The 16,095-nt window shown below is 40.6% G+C and carries 18 protein-coding genes; all 18 read right to left on the bottom strand.

What is annotated here, in order from left to right; all coding sequences use genetic code 11:
- Positions 1 to 640: 640 nt before the first annotated feature.
- The gene (locus AB1498_12155; GenBank protein ID MEW6089045.1) at positions 641 to 1,129 is read right to left on the bottom strand and encodes a hypothetical protein; all 489 of its coding nucleotides are present in this window, start codon (positions 1,127 to 1,129) and stop codon (positions 641 to 643) included.
- Positions 1,130 to 1,309: 180 nt separating this feature from the next.
- The gene (locus tag AB1498_12150) at positions 1,310 to 1,663 is read right to left on the bottom strand and encodes a hypothetical protein (protein MEW6089044.1); all 354 of its coding nucleotides are present in this window, start codon (positions 1,661 to 1,663) and stop codon (positions 1,310 to 1,312) included.
- 32 nt (positions 1,664 to 1,695) lie between these two features.
- On the bottom strand, positions 1,696 to 1,959 hold the full coding sequence (locus AB1498_12145) for a hypothetical protein (protein ID MEW6089043.1): 264 nt from the start codon (positions 1,957 to 1,959) through the stop codon (positions 1,696 to 1,698).
- Between the two features lie 415 nt (positions 1,960 to 2,374).
- Entirely contained in the window at positions 2,375 to 2,689 is a 315-nt protein-coding gene (locus AB1498_12140) for a hypothetical protein (protein MEW6089042.1), read from the bottom strand.
- A 97-nt stretch (positions 2,690 to 2,786) separates the two neighbouring features.
- Positions 2,787 to 2,918: a DUF6364 family protein gene (locus AB1498_12135; GenBank protein ID MEW6089041.1), complete on the bottom strand. Its 132-nt coding sequence runs from the start codon at positions 2,916 to 2,918 to the stop codon at positions 2,787 to 2,789.
- 164 nt (positions 2,919 to 3,082) lie between these two features.
- On the bottom strand, positions 3,083 to 3,421 hold the full coding sequence (locus AB1498_12130; protein ID MEW6089040.1) for a P-II family nitrogen regulator: 339 nt from the start codon (positions 3,419 to 3,421) through the stop codon (positions 3,083 to 3,085).
- A 58-nt stretch (positions 3,422 to 3,479) separates the two neighbouring features.
- Complete coding sequence (gene amt / locus AB1498_12125) at positions 3,480 to 4,808, bottom strand: ammonium transporter (GenBank protein ID MEW6089039.1); 1,329 nt, start codon at positions 4,806 to 4,808, stop codon at positions 3,480 to 3,482.
- 67 nt (positions 4,809 to 4,875) lie between these two features.
- Complete coding sequence (locus AB1498_12120; protein MEW6089038.1) at positions 4,876 to 5,055, bottom strand: hypothetical protein; 180 nt, start codon at positions 5,053 to 5,055, stop codon at positions 4,876 to 4,878.
- A gap of 90 nt (positions 5,056 to 5,145) precedes the next feature.
- The gene (locus AB1498_12115; GenBank protein MEW6089037.1) at positions 5,146 to 5,484 is read right to left on the bottom strand and encodes a P-II family nitrogen regulator; all 339 of its coding nucleotides are present in this window, start codon (positions 5,482 to 5,484) and stop codon (positions 5,146 to 5,148) included.
- A 77-nt stretch (positions 5,485 to 5,561) separates the two neighbouring features.
- Entirely contained in the window at positions 5,562 to 6,914 is a 1,353-nt protein-coding gene (locus AB1498_12110) for an ammonium transporter (GenBank protein MEW6089036.1), read from the bottom strand.
- Between the two features lie 151 nt (positions 6,915 to 7,065).
- Complete coding sequence (locus tag AB1498_12105; GenBank protein ID MEW6089035.1) at positions 7,066 to 7,764, bottom strand: hypothetical protein; 699 nt, start codon at positions 7,762 to 7,764, stop codon at positions 7,066 to 7,068.
- 340 nt (positions 7,765 to 8,104) lie between these two features.
- Complete coding sequence (locus AB1498_12100) at positions 8,105 to 8,323, bottom strand: hypothetical protein (protein ID MEW6089034.1); 219 nt, start codon at positions 8,321 to 8,323, stop codon at positions 8,105 to 8,107.
- On the bottom strand, positions 8,310 to 8,891 hold the full coding sequence (locus AB1498_12095) for a DUF6036 family nucleotidyltransferase (GenBank protein ID MEW6089033.1): 582 nt from the start codon (positions 8,889 to 8,891) through the stop codon (positions 8,310 to 8,312). Before AB1498_12095 ends, AB1498_12100 begins: the two co-directional genes overlap by 14 nt.
- 41 nt (positions 8,892 to 8,932) lie before the next feature.
- Entirely contained in the window at positions 8,933 to 10,168 is a 1,236-nt protein-coding gene (locus AB1498_12090; protein ID MEW6089032.1) for a radical SAM protein, read from the bottom strand.
- Positions 10,165 to 11,568, bottom strand: a complete 1,404-nt coding sequence (locus AB1498_12085; protein MEW6089031.1) for a nitrogenase component 1 — start codon at positions 11,566 to 11,568, stop codon at positions 10,165 to 10,167. Before AB1498_12085 ends, AB1498_12090 begins: the two co-directional genes overlap by 4 nt.
- The gene (gene nifE, locus AB1498_12080) at positions 11,558 to 12,907 is read right to left on the bottom strand and encodes a nitrogenase iron-molybdenum cofactor biosynthesis protein NifE (GenBank protein ID MEW6089030.1); all 1,350 of its coding nucleotides are present in this window, start codon (positions 12,905 to 12,907) and stop codon (positions 11,558 to 11,560) included. The genes AB1498_12085 and nifE overlap by 11 nt, the downstream gene beginning before the upstream one ends.
- Positions 12,908 to 12,957: 50 nt before the next feature.
- Positions 12,958 to 14,331, bottom strand: coding sequence for a nitrogenase component 1 (locus AB1498_12075; GenBank protein ID MEW6089029.1), 1,374 nt, complete (start codon positions 14,329 to 14,331; stop codon positions 12,958 to 12,960).
- Positions 14,332 to 14,441: 110 nt separating this feature from the next.
- Positions 14,442 to 16,079, bottom strand: a complete 1,638-nt coding sequence (gene nifD / locus AB1498_12070) for a nitrogenase molybdenum-iron protein alpha chain (protein ID MEW6089028.1) — start codon at positions 16,077 to 16,079, stop codon at positions 14,442 to 14,444.
- Between the last annotated feature and the right edge of the window lie 16 nt (positions 16,080 to 16,095).

Genomic DNA, 16,095 nt, shown 5'->3' with positions numbered 1-16,095 from the left:
GTTCTTATAGCGGGCCATTTAATGCTTTCTCCTTTCAGTTATAATATATTGTTTACATTATACCTGATTATTTAATACAAAGAAAGTACTTTTTGATGAAAATAGGGGTTTTTCGACAGGCAAAACGAAAAAGCTCACCGGTTTTGAACAGACGGCGATTTTTTTGCCGGCTGTTCAAAATCCGGTGGAGCATCTGGTTAAAAGCTTTTATTTGTTTTTTATTTTCATAACTTTTATACTTTTATGTACCCAAGCTTTCCGGGAAGTTCTGTTGGTCTACTCGACCATAAGCTTTTTACTACTTTTCTACACTATGTGACACATAGTGCAACTAAATCCGCCACGTAGAAGACGTGGGTTGGAAAAGTTAGAACATGCATTGTGACAGGTAATACATGTAATTTCACCGTTAGAATTCAGTGGAAAATTCGACGGAGGAACTTTCGCTATCTTAGGCTTAACTGTATGAGCACACTCCGCTGGATGCTCTCGGTCACGACGGCGAGAATGACATTTATTGCATAACGTGCTTAATTCTTCGTAATTAAATTCTTTTTTGGTAATTTCTTTCTCTTTGTCAAACTGTTCCATTTTTTTATGACATTCTTTACAGGGAAGTTTAGTGTGAGGATTTATATATTTATTTATTTCTTTCCTTTTCTTGCTTTTTATAGTCTTCTGTTTCTGAGTCATTTAATATCTTTGATAACTCAAGGCTCCATACAGTTTGGGAAGAATGAATTTTATGATATTCTCTGTATGAATAGCTGAGAGTACCAATAAAGATTTTATCGGGAAGAAAAGTCCGTTGATCCAATTCAGTTTTATACCCAATATGAAAAATATCCAGAATTACTTCTCCCCCGTCTTCTTTTACATGTTCAATTTCAGATATCATCCCACCTTCATAACCCGGTAGAATTCGATTAACCTTAATCTTGGCAACAAAATATGTAGATGGCTCTGGGGGATTGTTGATAACCTGAGGTTCTTTATATATCTCTATCACTTCGCCTTCTATTTCAGCCTTTCCAAAATCTATCATGGTTTTTAGATATTTAGGATAAAATAAAAATAGAATTAAAAATATAAATGATGCAATATAATAATTAATTTTTATTAATTTCATTTTAACGGCGAATGCGCTCGAACGATTTGTTCAGGAGCGCGAATCAGCGCGACGTCTGAACAAATCGGGCGAGTGCGAAAGCGCAACTCGCCGTTCAGGCGCGCGCAGCGCGCCTGAACACCGAGTTCAGCGGAAATTGCCGCGATAGCGGCAATTTTCCGATGTAATGATAAGTTATGTTCAATAATTTGCTTTTTGAAATTCAATTATATCTCTTTCATTAATATTTTTTCCATTTATTTCTATTTCAGTTAAAAATTTAATTAACTCTTCTATGGTACATTGAACATTTGTTGATAATATTATTTTTCCATCATGAATACCATTTAATCTTTTGTTATTAATTGCTTTAATAAAATTTGTATCTGGGACTTGAAATGTTATTAATTTATTGTTATTAATTTCATATGATAATAAAAAATATTTATGCGGGTCTTTATTTGGATTATTTTCAAACGATTTTCCTTTTAAAACAGATAAAAACTGAACAGCAATATATTTTTTTGAATTCGCTTCAAATGGAATCCCTTTCAAATAGGCAATATCAAAATCAATGCTGTCATTTTTTAATTTTTCCCATTCAAATTCACTTGAAAAGATAATATCATAATAATAATATCTACTTTTCCTAATAAATAAAAATTTTTAAAAGCCTTTTCTTTATCTGTTTCAAATTTATTTTTAAAGTTTATTGTTTTCCATTGTCCAATTAGTTCATTGTCGATTGAAATAGAAGAATCAAAATTAGTTTCAATTGTGAAAAAAGAAGCTCCAATTATTAAAGGAGTTAATAAAATTAAAATTATTGTAGTTGTTTTTTTATAAATCAATATATCACCAATAACGAGGCAGTTGAGCAGTGCCCGAAGGGCATCTGTTCGAACTCCTGGTTCTCCCCGCAGCGGAGCGGAGGGGTGAAACAGGAGTTCTCTGCTCAACTGCCTCGTTCTCCCCGGAGCGCAGCGAAGGGGAGAACATATTATTATGTAGTTTTCTGGATAATATCAGTTTTTTACATCTCTGTCAAAGGCAATTAAAATATTTTCTTGACCTAACTGTTTACGAATATTAGATTTGAAAAGCTGGATAATATCCCATTTGTCATATTATCCAGCTTCTTTTTAATACGACTTTCGGGATGTTGTTTCCTGAGGAACGAAGTGACGAAGGATCCATAAATATACAAGAGCCCCTTCGCGTTGCTCAGGGTGAGCAGTCGGAAAAACTCCCCTACTGCTCAATTATTTATTTTTCCCCATAAGCCTTGTCATGCGGGCCGATATCGATAAATTTGATTATTTCATCAGAATTATCGTTACAATCACCGCACCGGACTGTTTCATTGCCACCTTTTTTGCGGCAGACTTTACAGTATAAAAATATGATTATAAAATTCCTTTTTACAGGAAAACTATAAAACCCTCTAAAATTGCCTTTCAACGGTTCACCCAAAACCACGGGATTTTCAATAATCATGTCCGCTTTTCTTTTTATGTCCTTCTTTATCGAGCCGTATTTTTTTAAGGAATCCAAAAAATCATCGCTGAAAAGGACATTCATCAAAACACCTCATCGTATTTATGCCATTTCATTTTTCCCGAGCGTATTTTGGAAATAGTTTTCAGCAGGCCTTCCTTAAATTCAGGGTCCCTTATGATTATCTCGGTTGGGTCGTTCTCTTTAACACGGTAAAAATTTCAGATATAGACGTCCGTTGTTGCTCCGCGTAAATCTTTGCATATTCTATTAAATCCCTGTCTAATGTGATGTTTAATTTTTCTTTTCGCATCTCAGTAATTCCTCCTATGCTGATAATATACGCCTATTATACGTATTTGTTAATAGAAAAATAAAATCACATTTCATATCCTTATCAATAATTTTTCGAATGGCCGTGGTTTGAAATAAAAAGGGCCCCGATATTACCGGGGCCCACGAGAATAAATAGTTTTCTTAAATCGCAATATCTCCTTCCTCGCCCGTGCGTATCCGTATGGTGTTTTCGATATTCGAAACGAATATCTTGCCGTCGCCGACTTCGCCGGTTCTCGCGTTGTCGATTACCGTATTTACTATTTTTTTCACGTCTGTGTCTTTCGCAATTATTTCAATTTTAATCTTTGGCAGGAGGTCCACCTTATATTTTTCACCCCGCCACTGCTGGACGATTCCTTTCTGCTTGCCGTGCCCCTGTATCTCCGTTATCATTATGCCCGCGTATCCGACCTTTTCAAGGCCGACCCTGACCGCGTCTATCTTTTCAGGTCTTATTATCGCTTCAATTTTTTTCATTTTTATTCTCCAACTCCCCCTTCCCCCTCTTTAACTAAAGAGGGGGATTGAGGGGGCGTTAATTTCCGTTTTTTACCCCCAGGAATGAATATCCCGGTTTCCTCGTCAAAAATTCGGGATAAGCCGAATTCCCGTGTTCCCCGATGTCCAATCCCTCAATTTCCTCCTGCAAGCTGACCCTTAAACCAAATACCGCTTTTATTATAATCCATGTTATCAATGAAGCAAGAAAAGTAAATAATCCCACGCTCACAACACCTGTTAATTGCGCGAACAAAAGTTTTGTCCCGCCGCCGAACAGGAGTCCGTTGCCTGTTGCGGTGCCTGTGATTTTGTCCTGGGCGAACAAGCCCACGCATATCGTCCCGAAAATTCCATTCGCGAGATGCACGGACGTCGCGCCCACTGGATCGTCAATTTTAATTTTATCAAACCATATTACCGCAAGGACCACCAGGACCCCGGCAATAAGGCCGATAATAAGGGAACTCCCCACGCTCACAAAAGCGCACGGCGCGGTAATCGCGACAAGGCCCGCCAGGCATCCGTTCAGAGTCATGCCAAGATCAGGTTTTCCTAAAAATACCCATGAAAATATCGTCGCGCTCATTATTGCCGCCGCGGCCGCGGTATTTGTTGTAACGGCTATGTGCCCTATAGCCTGCGCGTTCGCGGCCATAGTTGAACCAGGATTAAAACCGAACCAACCAAACCACAGGACGAAAGTTCCCAATGTCGCCATGGACAAATTATGCCCCGGGATAGCGTTCACTGTGCCGTCACTGTTATATTTTCCAAAACGCGGCCCAAGCACCAATATCCCCGCTAAAGCGGACCACCCGCCAAGCGAATGAATTACTGTTGAACCCGAGAAATCAAACATTCCCATTTTCGAAAGCCAACCGCCGCCCCATATCCAGTGTCCGACAACCGGATAAATAAACATCGTCAATATAAAAGAAAATATTATAAACGAAAGGTATTTAATCCTTTCCGCGACAGCACCGGAGACAATCGTCGCGGCAGTTCCGCAAAAAACCAGCTGAAAGAAAAATTTTGCCATCAAAGGAACACCTGCCCAGGACATAGCCGAATATACACCCTGGTAAGCATCTCCAACCGCGGGAGAATTATCCGCGCCGCCCAAAAATAAAAGCCCATTCAAACCTATAAAACCATTGCCGTCTCCAAACATAAGGCCCCATCCTAATAATAAAAATCCAAGCGAGGAAACCGCGAATACAACGAAATTTTTCGATAAAATATTCACGCAGTTTTTAGCGCGCGCGAAGCCAGCCTCAACAAACGCAAAACCAAGATTCATAAAAAACACAAGCATCGCCGTAACCAGGACCCACATCGTATCCAGGGCAACTTTTAAATCCATAACTCTCCTTTCCTGTTAATTTTTTATTTAATTAATCAAATGAATAATTGCAAGGCAAAAAAAATACTTAATTTATCCCTAATTTTTCTTTTACCAGATTCGCGTATACTTTATTTATTCTATTTGTTTTCAGCCACCTTTCGATTGTCGCGATTTGGACATCCAGTATCTTGGACAAATCATAAAGCGTGTACCTCCTTTCCGCTTTTAATAAAATAATTTTGTCTATTAAATCTTTATCTATCATGATGTTTTTACCCACAATTTATATGTAGGGGCAGGTCTTGCGCCTGCCCTTATTTTTGGGGCGGCCGCAAGAGCCGCCCCTACATTAAAATTACAATGCCTTTTCGCCTCTTTCTTCCGTCCTTATTCTCACTACATCCTCAATATTATAAACAAATATTTTCCCGTCTCCAACCGCGTCTGTCTTAGCATTTTCAATGATTGATTTAATTACAGGATCTGCTTCATTGTCTTTAACAACCAGCTCAACTTTTATCTTTGGAAGAAGTTCCACCCTGTATTTTTCACCGCGCCATTGCTGAACCACCCCTTTTTGCTTGCCATGCCCTTCAATTTCCGTGATCATAAGGCCTGAATAACTTACTTTTTCCAGCGCCTTCCTGACAGCCTCTAATTTTTCGGGCCGTATTATTGCCTCTATTTTTTTCATTTTAATTTCCTCCGGTAGGGGCACGGCATGCCGTGCCCCTACATTAATATTATTTTGAAAACGGTGTTTCTTAATGGCTAATTGTGTTTATTCGTATAAAAATCTGGATATGCCGGTGTCCCATGTTCAGGAATATCCAATCCACTTAATTCCTCTTCAGGAGATACCCTGATACCAAATTTTTTGTCCATTAATTTGAATGAAATATAGCCCAAACCAAAAGCCCAGATGACACAGGTTATTACTCCAATGATCTGAGCGATTAACTGGCCAAAACCGCCGCCATAAAAAAGGCCTTGGACCAAAGGGCCGGAAGTAGTACACAATCCGTACGTCCCATCAGCAAACAAACCTACGCTAATCAGGCCCCAAACACCATTTACCGCATGGACACTTACCGCACCAACAGGATCGTCAACGCCTCTGGACTCCCAAAAATACACGCTTAGTACAACCAACAGCCCCGCGATACCTCCAATAACAACTGCCGCCCATGCTTCAATCCAAGCGCAAGGGGCAGTTACCGCTACCAGGCCCGCTAAACAACCATTCAGCATCATGCCAACATCCCATTTCTTTGTTTTCATAAATACAATAAGTAGCGCCACCGCGGCACCTGCCGCCGCCGCCATATTTGTATTCACCGCGACAACAGTAATCCTTAATTGATGAGCGGAGAAGGTTGAACCCGGATTAAATCCAAACCAGCCGAACCATAAAATAAAAGTACCTAATGCGGCTAATGTGATACTGTGGCCGGGTATCGCTTTTGATTCGCCGTTTTTACTGAATTTGCCGAATCTGGGGCCTAAAACTATAGCGCCTGCCAGGCCGACAAAACCACCGACTGTATGCACAACTCCCGAGCCGGCAAAATCAACATGGCCCGCGCCAAAAGAAAGCTTCGAAAGCCAGCCTCCACCCCAAACCCAATGCCCGTATATCGGATAAATTATCGCGGTTACAATAATACTATACATAAAATATGCTTTAAATTTCAGCCGTTCCGCGACTGCTCCTGAAACAATAGTCGCGGCAGTCCCTGCAAAAACCAATTGCCAGAAAAACATTAAATATCTTCCTACATCATAATTTGAGCCCCGCAAAAACCAGCCTGTTGTCCCGATCAATCCATTATAATCCTGGCCCATCATTATTGCAAAACCAAAGGCCATAAAGAATAATGAAGCAATAACAAAATCAATTGTATTTTTTGCCATGAGATTGGTCGCATTTTTCGCGCGGCAAAAACCTGCTTCAACCATAGCAAAACCTGCCTGCATAAAAAACACTAGAAATCCACAAACTAAAATCCAGACATAATCAACTGGCGCTTGAGTATTTTGTTCCAGTGTCGCGGCCCCGCTGGGATCAGCTTGTGGCACTGAAACCTCCACTGGCGCTTCAGCCGCGGGGGCTGTCATTTCCATGGCTGTATCGGCCTCTTCAGCCCTTACTAAATTTATGCTTCCAAATATAAGACAGCTTATAAACAGCATTTCAAAGATATTTTTAAACATTTCTTTTCTTTTCATTATGGTCAACTCCCTTCAGAGGGTTTGATTAATCAAACCCATACTTTTAGAAATTAATATCTAATTGTGTCGTAAAAGTATCATTTACAGTAATCTTGTCATTGTTATAAATAGTGTAACCAAATATTATGCTTGTATTTGGCGCGAATAAATAAGAGAAACCAAAACTTGTTGAACCATACCAGCTTTTGCCTGACGCGTAATCAACAGCGGCCCAAACTTTGTCTGTTATTGCCTTATCCCATGTGGCAATCAGCCCGGTATTTTCTTTGTCTCCATTTTCATCAATCAGAAGTTTTTTATTCCCGGTATAATAACCAAGAGATATTCTCCCGATGGGATTAAATGTTTTCGCGATCACCCCGTAAATAATATTGTAATCAGTCACATCTTTTTTTGTCCCCGCGTTGCATAAACCAAAAGCTATTGCTGGGATAACCTCCTTTTCAGAAAATCCATATTTCACGTTAAATTGGGCTGGATTTTCGGAAGGCTCAAAAAAATCAATACCTACTTCCAGATTTTTCACCAAACCATAAGTCAATCCGACATCCGTCGGGAAAGCCACGGGATTATCCTTGTTGTCTTTTACAGAAAAGTAATTATCAATGCCCAGGTGCCATGTTTTAACGGCCTGAATATCCGTTGAAGGATTCCATATCTGGGTTGACGGTGTCGCGTTTGAAATAGTGAATAGTGAAAAGTGAATAGCTGACAGTAATAAAATAACTTTAAAATATTTCATGTGTTCTCCTTTTTTTGACGCCCAATAAAAAAGGCGCCTTTATATCCGTTTTTGGATTAAAAGACGCCTGTGTCTTTGATGAGTACATTACTTATGAAACACGAAGTGTGAACAGAAGTAATAGTACGAACCAAACCCCGATGTACATCGGGGTTAATTCAGACTACCCCGAAAAATATCGGGGTGTCTTCATTAAAAAAAAAGCATCCGCCATTATCCATGACGAACGCCTTTGTTATTTTTACACTTCAATGTGTATCTGATTATACAAGTAATAAACTTTTGTTTTTGGTAACCAACTGATTAAACTTTTGTTGGAATGCGGAATTTATATTTTTTATTATAGCTTTACTCGCCACGCGCGCGGGCCTATTTCCACTAATTCACCGCTGCTTAACATCTTCTCCCAGCGTGCCTTATTCCACAAAATTAAGCAATTACGTTCATCCCGCGAGCGTAAACGGCTCACACCATTTCGCTTTCTTCTTAATTCCGCCCTTAGCGAAAAAAATTTGTCTTTTTTTTCTTTTATAAAGCTATCATAATTATAATTTCTCATTATTTACAATTCCTTTTAAATCCTTTTCTAATTTTTTGAAAGCTTCCAGTGTCTTTTCTTCTTTGCATCTTTTATTTAAATATTTTCTATCAAACTTTCCTTTATGTATCGAAAGCAATTCTTTTACCCAATATCCATCATCCTGTGATTTCCAATGGACATAAGCATTCATGCGGTCAACTATCAAATCCTCTATCCCGATTAAATAAACATGTAAATCATCAATTTCAACACGGCTTAGATGCCCTTTTTCACCCTCTGTAAGGTTTGACCCCGGCGCTTCAATGAAAACATCTAATTCTTTGCTTATCCAGTGCCTTCCCACCCTTTCAAACCCCAAATCAACCATAATTTTACTTAAAAGACCGTAATCCGCAAAAACTAAATCAATATCACCGGTATTATATCCCCCTGTCGTATAAAATTCCAACGCGAATCCACCGACAACAACCGGCCTGACATTAAATTTTTCTAAAATTTTAGTTAGTATACCAATAACATAAAGCTGTCTTTTGAAAGGATCAGCAATTTTTTTTGCTTTCTTTAATATCTTTTGCTCTTTTATCATTATTTTTTATATTATATCAAAAACCATTTACTATTTCAAACTTATAAATACAAACAATTCTCCCGGATCGCGTCTTCTATTCTATTGCAAGTCATATTCACATGAATTCCTTTATCTTCCAAAGCTTTTCTCGGCGCGTCCCCGATCCTGAGCGCCAGTAAACCGTTGCAATCAGAAAGTAAGCCGGTGATCTTATTTATTTTTTGATCAGTCGTCTCGCAATTTTCCTGGCCGTAACAATATTGTCCCATTTTCCTTCTCTCAACAAATTTAATACCTTCTGCCGAAGCGTCATATATAAGGAATTCATTGGCGTGCCCAAAATGCTGGTCCACCAGATAACCGTTTTTAGAAGCCACAGCGAAACGTTTTATTTTGTTTTCATTAGCAGACTGATCATTTTTGTTATTACCGCACACGCATATTTCTTCTATTTTACCGTTTTCAATAAAAATGGGTTTTTCATCGATAACGTTCCCAACCGCGTCCGCCCGGCACTGCCTGCAATGCGTCATCTGCGGCAATATGGAGGACATTTCTTTTTGCAGATGGATGAGAGTTTTTCTGCTGGCCATCGGAAAATTTTCAAAGTATGTTCCCTTCGTCGGAATGAACGGCATTATATTATGTATTTCAGCGCCATAATTTTTCGCGAACTCTGCCAGGTCTTTCATCTCGTTATCATTAACGCCGGGTATGAATATGGAATTTACTTTTAAGTGTATGTTTTCTTCTTTTAAAGCGGCCAGGGCTTCTTCCTGTTTTTCGAGTATATAATGGGCGGCCAGTGCTCCTTTATGGAAAGTATCTCCGTCCTTCGCCCAGCGGTAAAAAGTCCTCGCGACATCCACTTTCCGTGAATTGATTGTCACGGTAATGTATTTTACGCCTGTTTCCCTGATCTCCTTCAGATGTTTTACCACATTAACCCCGTTTGTCGAAAAACAAAATTTCAGTTTATCATTATAATCGCGTATCAACCTGAAGGTTTTAAAAACCTCATTTGGATTCGCGAGTGTATCTCCAGGCCCGGCTATTCCAATAACCTTTAAATTTGGGAATTTATTTTCCACAAGCTTGACTCTTTCCAGTGCTTCTTCAGGGGAAATAATGGAACTGGCCACCCCTGGCCGGCTTTCATTAACGCAGTCATATTTTCGTTTGCAGTAGGTACACTGAATATTACATTCGGGCGCGACCGGTAAATGCAGCCTGGCAGACCTGCACGCAGCTTCACTTGAAAAACATGGATGAGATATTTCAGTTGAGATTTTCATAAATAATCCCTTTCTTTATTTAAATATTTGTTTCCAAGGTCTTTTCTGAACGATGAGTGAAGTATCCCGGCAAACGCGTTGGAAACATCATCAAGCAATGCAAGAGTTCCTTCATAACCTATGGTCAATGATCTTCCGGCACCAAAACGGTCGTGTATCGGAAATCCTCGCCTCACCAGTGGAATATCATATTTCAGCGATATTGAAGAGCCCATGCTCGAGCCCAGTAAAATATCGATCTTATTTGATCTAAGCCATTCTTCAAGATCATGCATGCTGCCGTTGTTTATAAACAGCGTTTTTGCATCTTCCCTTTTATTGCCTATAATATTTTTATAATCATTTTCAATTATATCCAGATTCAGGTCTTTATCACTTACCACTCCGCTGAATCTCATACCCCATTCCTTCAAACAACAGTAAACACTTAACATATACTCACTATCGCCAAATATAACAGCTCTTTTATCAAACAATATCTTATGCGCGTCCGCCATCGCGTCAAGCAGACGGCCTCTCTCTTTTTGGATTTCAGCCGGCGTATCTTTATCTGTTATCGATTTTAATATTTTAAAAAACCTGTCCGTATTTTTTAGCCCCGCGGGATAAGGTATTCTGTAAAAAGGTACACCAAACCTGTTTTTAAGAAAAACAGCCGGCGAATCCGTTTCAGGATGGTTAACAGAGAACTCTATGGTCGCGGCGGCATCTCCGGCATCTTCCACGGAACTCAGCTTTGTGCCGCCATCCGGCATGATTTTATGTACTTTATTCCAAGGAGCGTCAAACCTTTCCGAATAATCCCCAAAGATATTAAACTTGATCCCGTATTCTTTCCCCAATTTAGACAAACATCTGAGGTCTTTTGGAGTAACGATACCCGGGATAATATTTATAGTATCAACTTTTATTTCCGTATTTTGTTTTGCTTTCTTTTCCAGTACCGCTTTTACAGCCTTCCAGTACCCGTTCGTATAACTGCCGGCATAACTCGGACACGAAACATGCGCCAGAGGGATATTCACTGCCTTTGAAATGTTTTCAATTTCATTAATTATCGCGGGAATATCATCGCCTATTGTTTCAGACAGGCAGGTACTTATGACCACTATCATCTTTGGATCATATTGCTTATAAATATTTATTACGGCTTTTTTCAGGTTTTCTTCACCGCCGTAAATAGCGTCTTTTTCATTTAAAGAAGACGAGCCCGCGTCAACCGGTTCCTGAAAATGCCTCGAAAGGTGGCGGCGCATGTAAGTCGCGCAGCCCTGAGATCCATGAAGCAGAGTGCATGTTTTTTCAAACCCGGAACCCGCGATTATCGCGCCTAAGGGCATACAGTTATAACAGGGGTTAACCGTGGCATAATTTTCTTTCAGCGCCGTTTTATTTTTCATCTTCCATTATTCTCCAGACCGGGCTCATCAATGAAGTATGTATTTCACGCGTAAATTCAAGATCTCCCGCAAAACCCGCCAGGGGGAATTTGCGCTCGTGATTGTGATCGCAAAAACCGATTCCCATCTTGTAAGCAAGATATCGTTCTTTTACTCCGCCGACCAGAAGGTCCGCCTTTTTATTCTTAAGATACTTTGACAATTCAATGGGATTCGTATCATCAATAATAACCGTACCCGGTTTTGTCATGTTTGATATTTCAGCATAATCTTCTTTATTTCCAGTTTGTGTCCCTACAAAAACAACTTCCGCTTCCAGCCTGTTAAACGCCTTTATCAGGGATTTGGCTTTAAACGCTCCCCCGACATATATCCCGATCTTTTTGCCTTTTATTCCCGCCCTGTATTTCTCGATCTTCGGGCCGTACTTTGCCATTTCTTCCTTTATAAGTTTTTCAGTTTTATCAGTAATTTCTTTTTTGTTAAAATATTCAGCAATCATCCATAGCGATCTTATCGTGTCGTCCTGCCCAAAAAAACTGATTTTAATGAACGGCGTTCCTATGTCTTCCTGTATTTTTTTCGCGAGATACCCCATCGAACCCGCGCATTGCAGAATATTCAATTGTGCCAGGGGCGCGTTTTGTATCTCGCTTATTTTGCCATCCCCCGTAATAGTAGAAACCACGCTAATGCCGATCCGCTCCAGACAATCTTTTACGATCCACAGTTCCGCTCCAATATTAAAATCCCCCAGTATATTCAGGCTGTAAGGGATCGTTTCTCTTTTTGTTTTATACGCATCACCCTTACATATCAGTTTAAATATCGCGTCACACGCCGCCAGGTATCCTGATACTTTTGTGCCTCCAAAACCGGGCGATTGGACAGGAATAACTGGGAGGCCCGATTCCAACTCTGCCGTTTTACAGATAGATTCAAGGTCATCGCCAATGATCCCGACTATGCATGTTGAGAAAACAAAAACCGCCTTTGGCCTGAATTTTTCAATAAGTTCTTTTAAAGCGCTTCTTAACTTTTGTTCCCCGCCAAAGATGACGTCCTTTTCCTTCATGTCGGTGGAAAAACTGTTCCTGTAAATTTCTGAATCGCTCGTTAAGCTCCCCCTGATATCCCAGGTATAACTCGCGCATCCGATTGGACCGTGTATTAAATGCAACGCGTCGGTAATCGGATTCAATACAACCCTGGCGCCGCAAAACACGCAGGCCCGCTGGCTGACCGCTCCTGCAAGGCTCGCTTTTTCACAGTCTATGGAAAAACTACAACCTGAAGTTTTTCTGTATATAGATTTTTCTCTTTCAGCTAATATTTGCATTTTTACTTTCGTTTAAACAGTTTAAACAGTTCAAACCGTTTGAACGGTTTTTACATAACCAATTCAAGATCTTCATCCAGCGCGTCAGCGTCCTGTTTATCGAGCAAAGCGGTACTTATTTTCTCTAATAACCTTATCGCTCCCTGGTACCCCACATTCGGGAAATACGGATAAGCGATCCGGTCCAGGACCGGAAATCCGAATCTGACGAGAGGAATACCTTCCGCCCTGGAAATATATTTCCCGTAAGTATTTCCAATAATCAGGTCCACTTTCTCATTTTTAAGCCACTGGTGCAAAAGAAAAAGGTCTGCCTGGGCTTCCACTCTTACATCCGGGAACACTTTTTCGCAAATTCTTTTTATATCGTTCACAAACCTTTCACCTGGTGTTCCTGTCAAACAGTAAACCGGTATTAATCCTAGACTTACAATAAAATCCGTCATCGGTATCACCATATCCGGGTCTCCAAAGATCGCCACACGTTTTCCCTGATATTGAAAATTTGTATCTGTCATAAGGTCCACCAGCCGCCCTCTTTCGTTTATTATTTCTTCCGGAGGAGTTTTGCGTCCTGTTAAAGCCAGTAATTTCATGATAAACCGGTCTGTGGCTTCTATGCCGACAGGCACGTTTATTGAGACTAGTTCAACCCCGCATTTATTGTCTAAGGCTATGCCGGCGGGCATAGAAGAATAAGGGCCCATACATATTGTGGCCTTTGCTGATCCTGAGGCTTTTATCATATCGATCGGGGCTCCTCCGCTCGGATAAAAGCTGTATTTTCCTGTTTGCGGCGCATCCATAACATCAGACGTATCAGGATAGAGGTTATATTTTATTCCAAACATATTTAATATCCTTTTTATTTCCCGTATATCAGCGGGTTCAACAAATCCCGGAATAATATTTAGCCTGTCTGACACCCCCGGCAGGTTCTTTTCAGCAAGATAATCCGCCATGGCCTTTGTCATATTCGCGAAACCGGTTATGTGGCTTCCCACATAACTCGGGGTATTCGCGTGAATCACATATTTCCCCTCAGGGATTAAATCACTTGCGTTTCTTATAATACCAGGCACATCATCCCCTATTGTTTCAGAAAGGCATGTGGTATGTATTGCCAGGCAATCAGGTTTATAAACCTGAAACACATTTTTTATAGCCTCTCTTAAATTCGCGTTCCCTCCGAATACCGAAGTACCTTCGGTAAACGAGCTTGTCGATGCCATTGCCGGTTCCCTGAAATGTCTTGTAAGGTGCATCCTGTGAAAAGACACGCAACCCTGGGAACCATGACTGTGCGGAAGGCATTTATGAATTCCAAGCGCCGCGTAGATCGCTCCAATCGGCTGGCAGGTTTTTGCCGGATTAATTCTTAGAGCTTTTCTGTCTGCTATTTTTTTAGGCGTTGCATCTAACATTTTCTTTATCTCCTATGTTAGAACTCCCCCTGTCCCCCTCTTTAAAAAAAGAGGGGGAACTTCTTCTTCTCCTCCTCTTTTTTTAAAGAGGAGGTTGGGAGGAGTTCATATTATCTTTTATTTAATTCACCTGTCATTTCCGGTTCTATTTCCCACGGCGGCCTGATATACTGCCATGCCGGGCTGTTAAACGTCATATAAATATCCCTCGCGAAAATAACAGCGCCTTTAAATCCGGCATAGGGCCCTGAATAATCATATGAGTGCAGCTGTTTTGAAGGTATACCCATTTTCTGAATGGCGTATTTATCTTTAACCCCTGAACAAAAAATATCCGGTTTTAATATTTCAATTAGTTTTTCAGTTTCATAATGGTTAAGGTCGTCAATTATCAAAGCGCCTTCCATAGATGCCGCGTACATACCTTCATACTCATTAACCGGCACACCTTCAGCAATGAGTTTTTTTATTTTATCTTTATCAGGCTCATAATATCTGGTTTCATCTGGCCCGACAGTTAACTCTTCGATATTCTTGCTGTCCGCGTCAGGTTTTATGTCCGGAATTACTTTTCTTCCTTCGTAATCATCCCTGTGAGCGAATTCATACCCGGCCATAACCGTAGCTACACCCAATTCGCTGAAAATATCCTGATAATGGTGGCTGCGCGACCCGCCCACAAAAAGCATTGCCGTCCGCCCCTGAATTCCCTTTCTATATTCTTTTATTACAGGATCGATCTGTTCTCTTTCTTTTTTAATAAATGCTTCCGTTCTTTTTATTAACTCTTTATCACCGAAAAACTTCGCGATGTTCCTAAGGGTCTCACAGATGCTGTTCACACCGACAAAGTTTACCTTTATCCAGGGAATACTGAATTTCTTTTCCATCATCTCTGCCATATAATTGATAGACCGGTGGCATTGCACGACATTTAATTTGGCGTTATGCGCCAGGGTAATATCCTCGATCCCGGCATCACCGGTAAGAGTCGAGATTACTTCATAACCGATCTCGTTCAAGATCCTGTGGACCTCCCAGCCGTCACCTCCGATGTTATATTCTCCCAGAACATTTACAGTAAAAGAATTTTTGTATTTTTTGTCCTTCAGGCCTATTACATCTTTAAAGAGCCTGTTATTCGCGATATGATGCCCGGCCGACTGGCTTACTCCTTTATAACCTTCGCAATTTAAAGCAAGGACCATTACACCAAGCTCCGCCTGCATGCGGCGCACGACCGCCTGGACGTCATCACCTATCAGGCCCACAGGACAGGTAGCATGTATTGAAATTGCCGCAGGCTTGAATATTTCAAATGCCTCCCTAACCGCCTGTTCAAGTTTTTTCTCGCCGCCGAATACGATATCGCTTTCCTGCATATCCGTTGAAAACGCGTACGCCGAATATATTTGTTTCGCGTCATCAGACCTTGCTTTATTTCTGCGCGTGCCCCAGGTATAATAAGAACACCCGATTGGGCCGTGCACAATATGCACCATGTCCTTAATAGGGCCGAATACAACGCCTTTGCAACCGGCAAAACAGCATCCCCTGTTCGTGATGATCCCGGGAATCGTCCTGGTATTGGCTTTTATCTTCTGGCACTCGCCTTTTTTAATTTCCTTAACAATAATATGTTCGTCCCTGTTCTTGGCGGTTTTTGCCGGGTACTCACTTAATATTTCTTTCACTGCTTTCTTCCCCGCGTTTATCCTTGCATTTTTTAATTTTTCTTTATCAGACATATTATCCCCCTCATTT

It is taken from the genome of bacterium (assembly GCA_040754625.1).
GTDB lineage: Bacteria > JACRDZ01 > JAQUKH01 > JAQUKH01 > JAQUKH01 > JAQUKH01.
The sequence above is the reverse complement of the archived record's forward strand: the minus strand, read 5'-3'. Positions and strand labels throughout refer to the sequence as shown.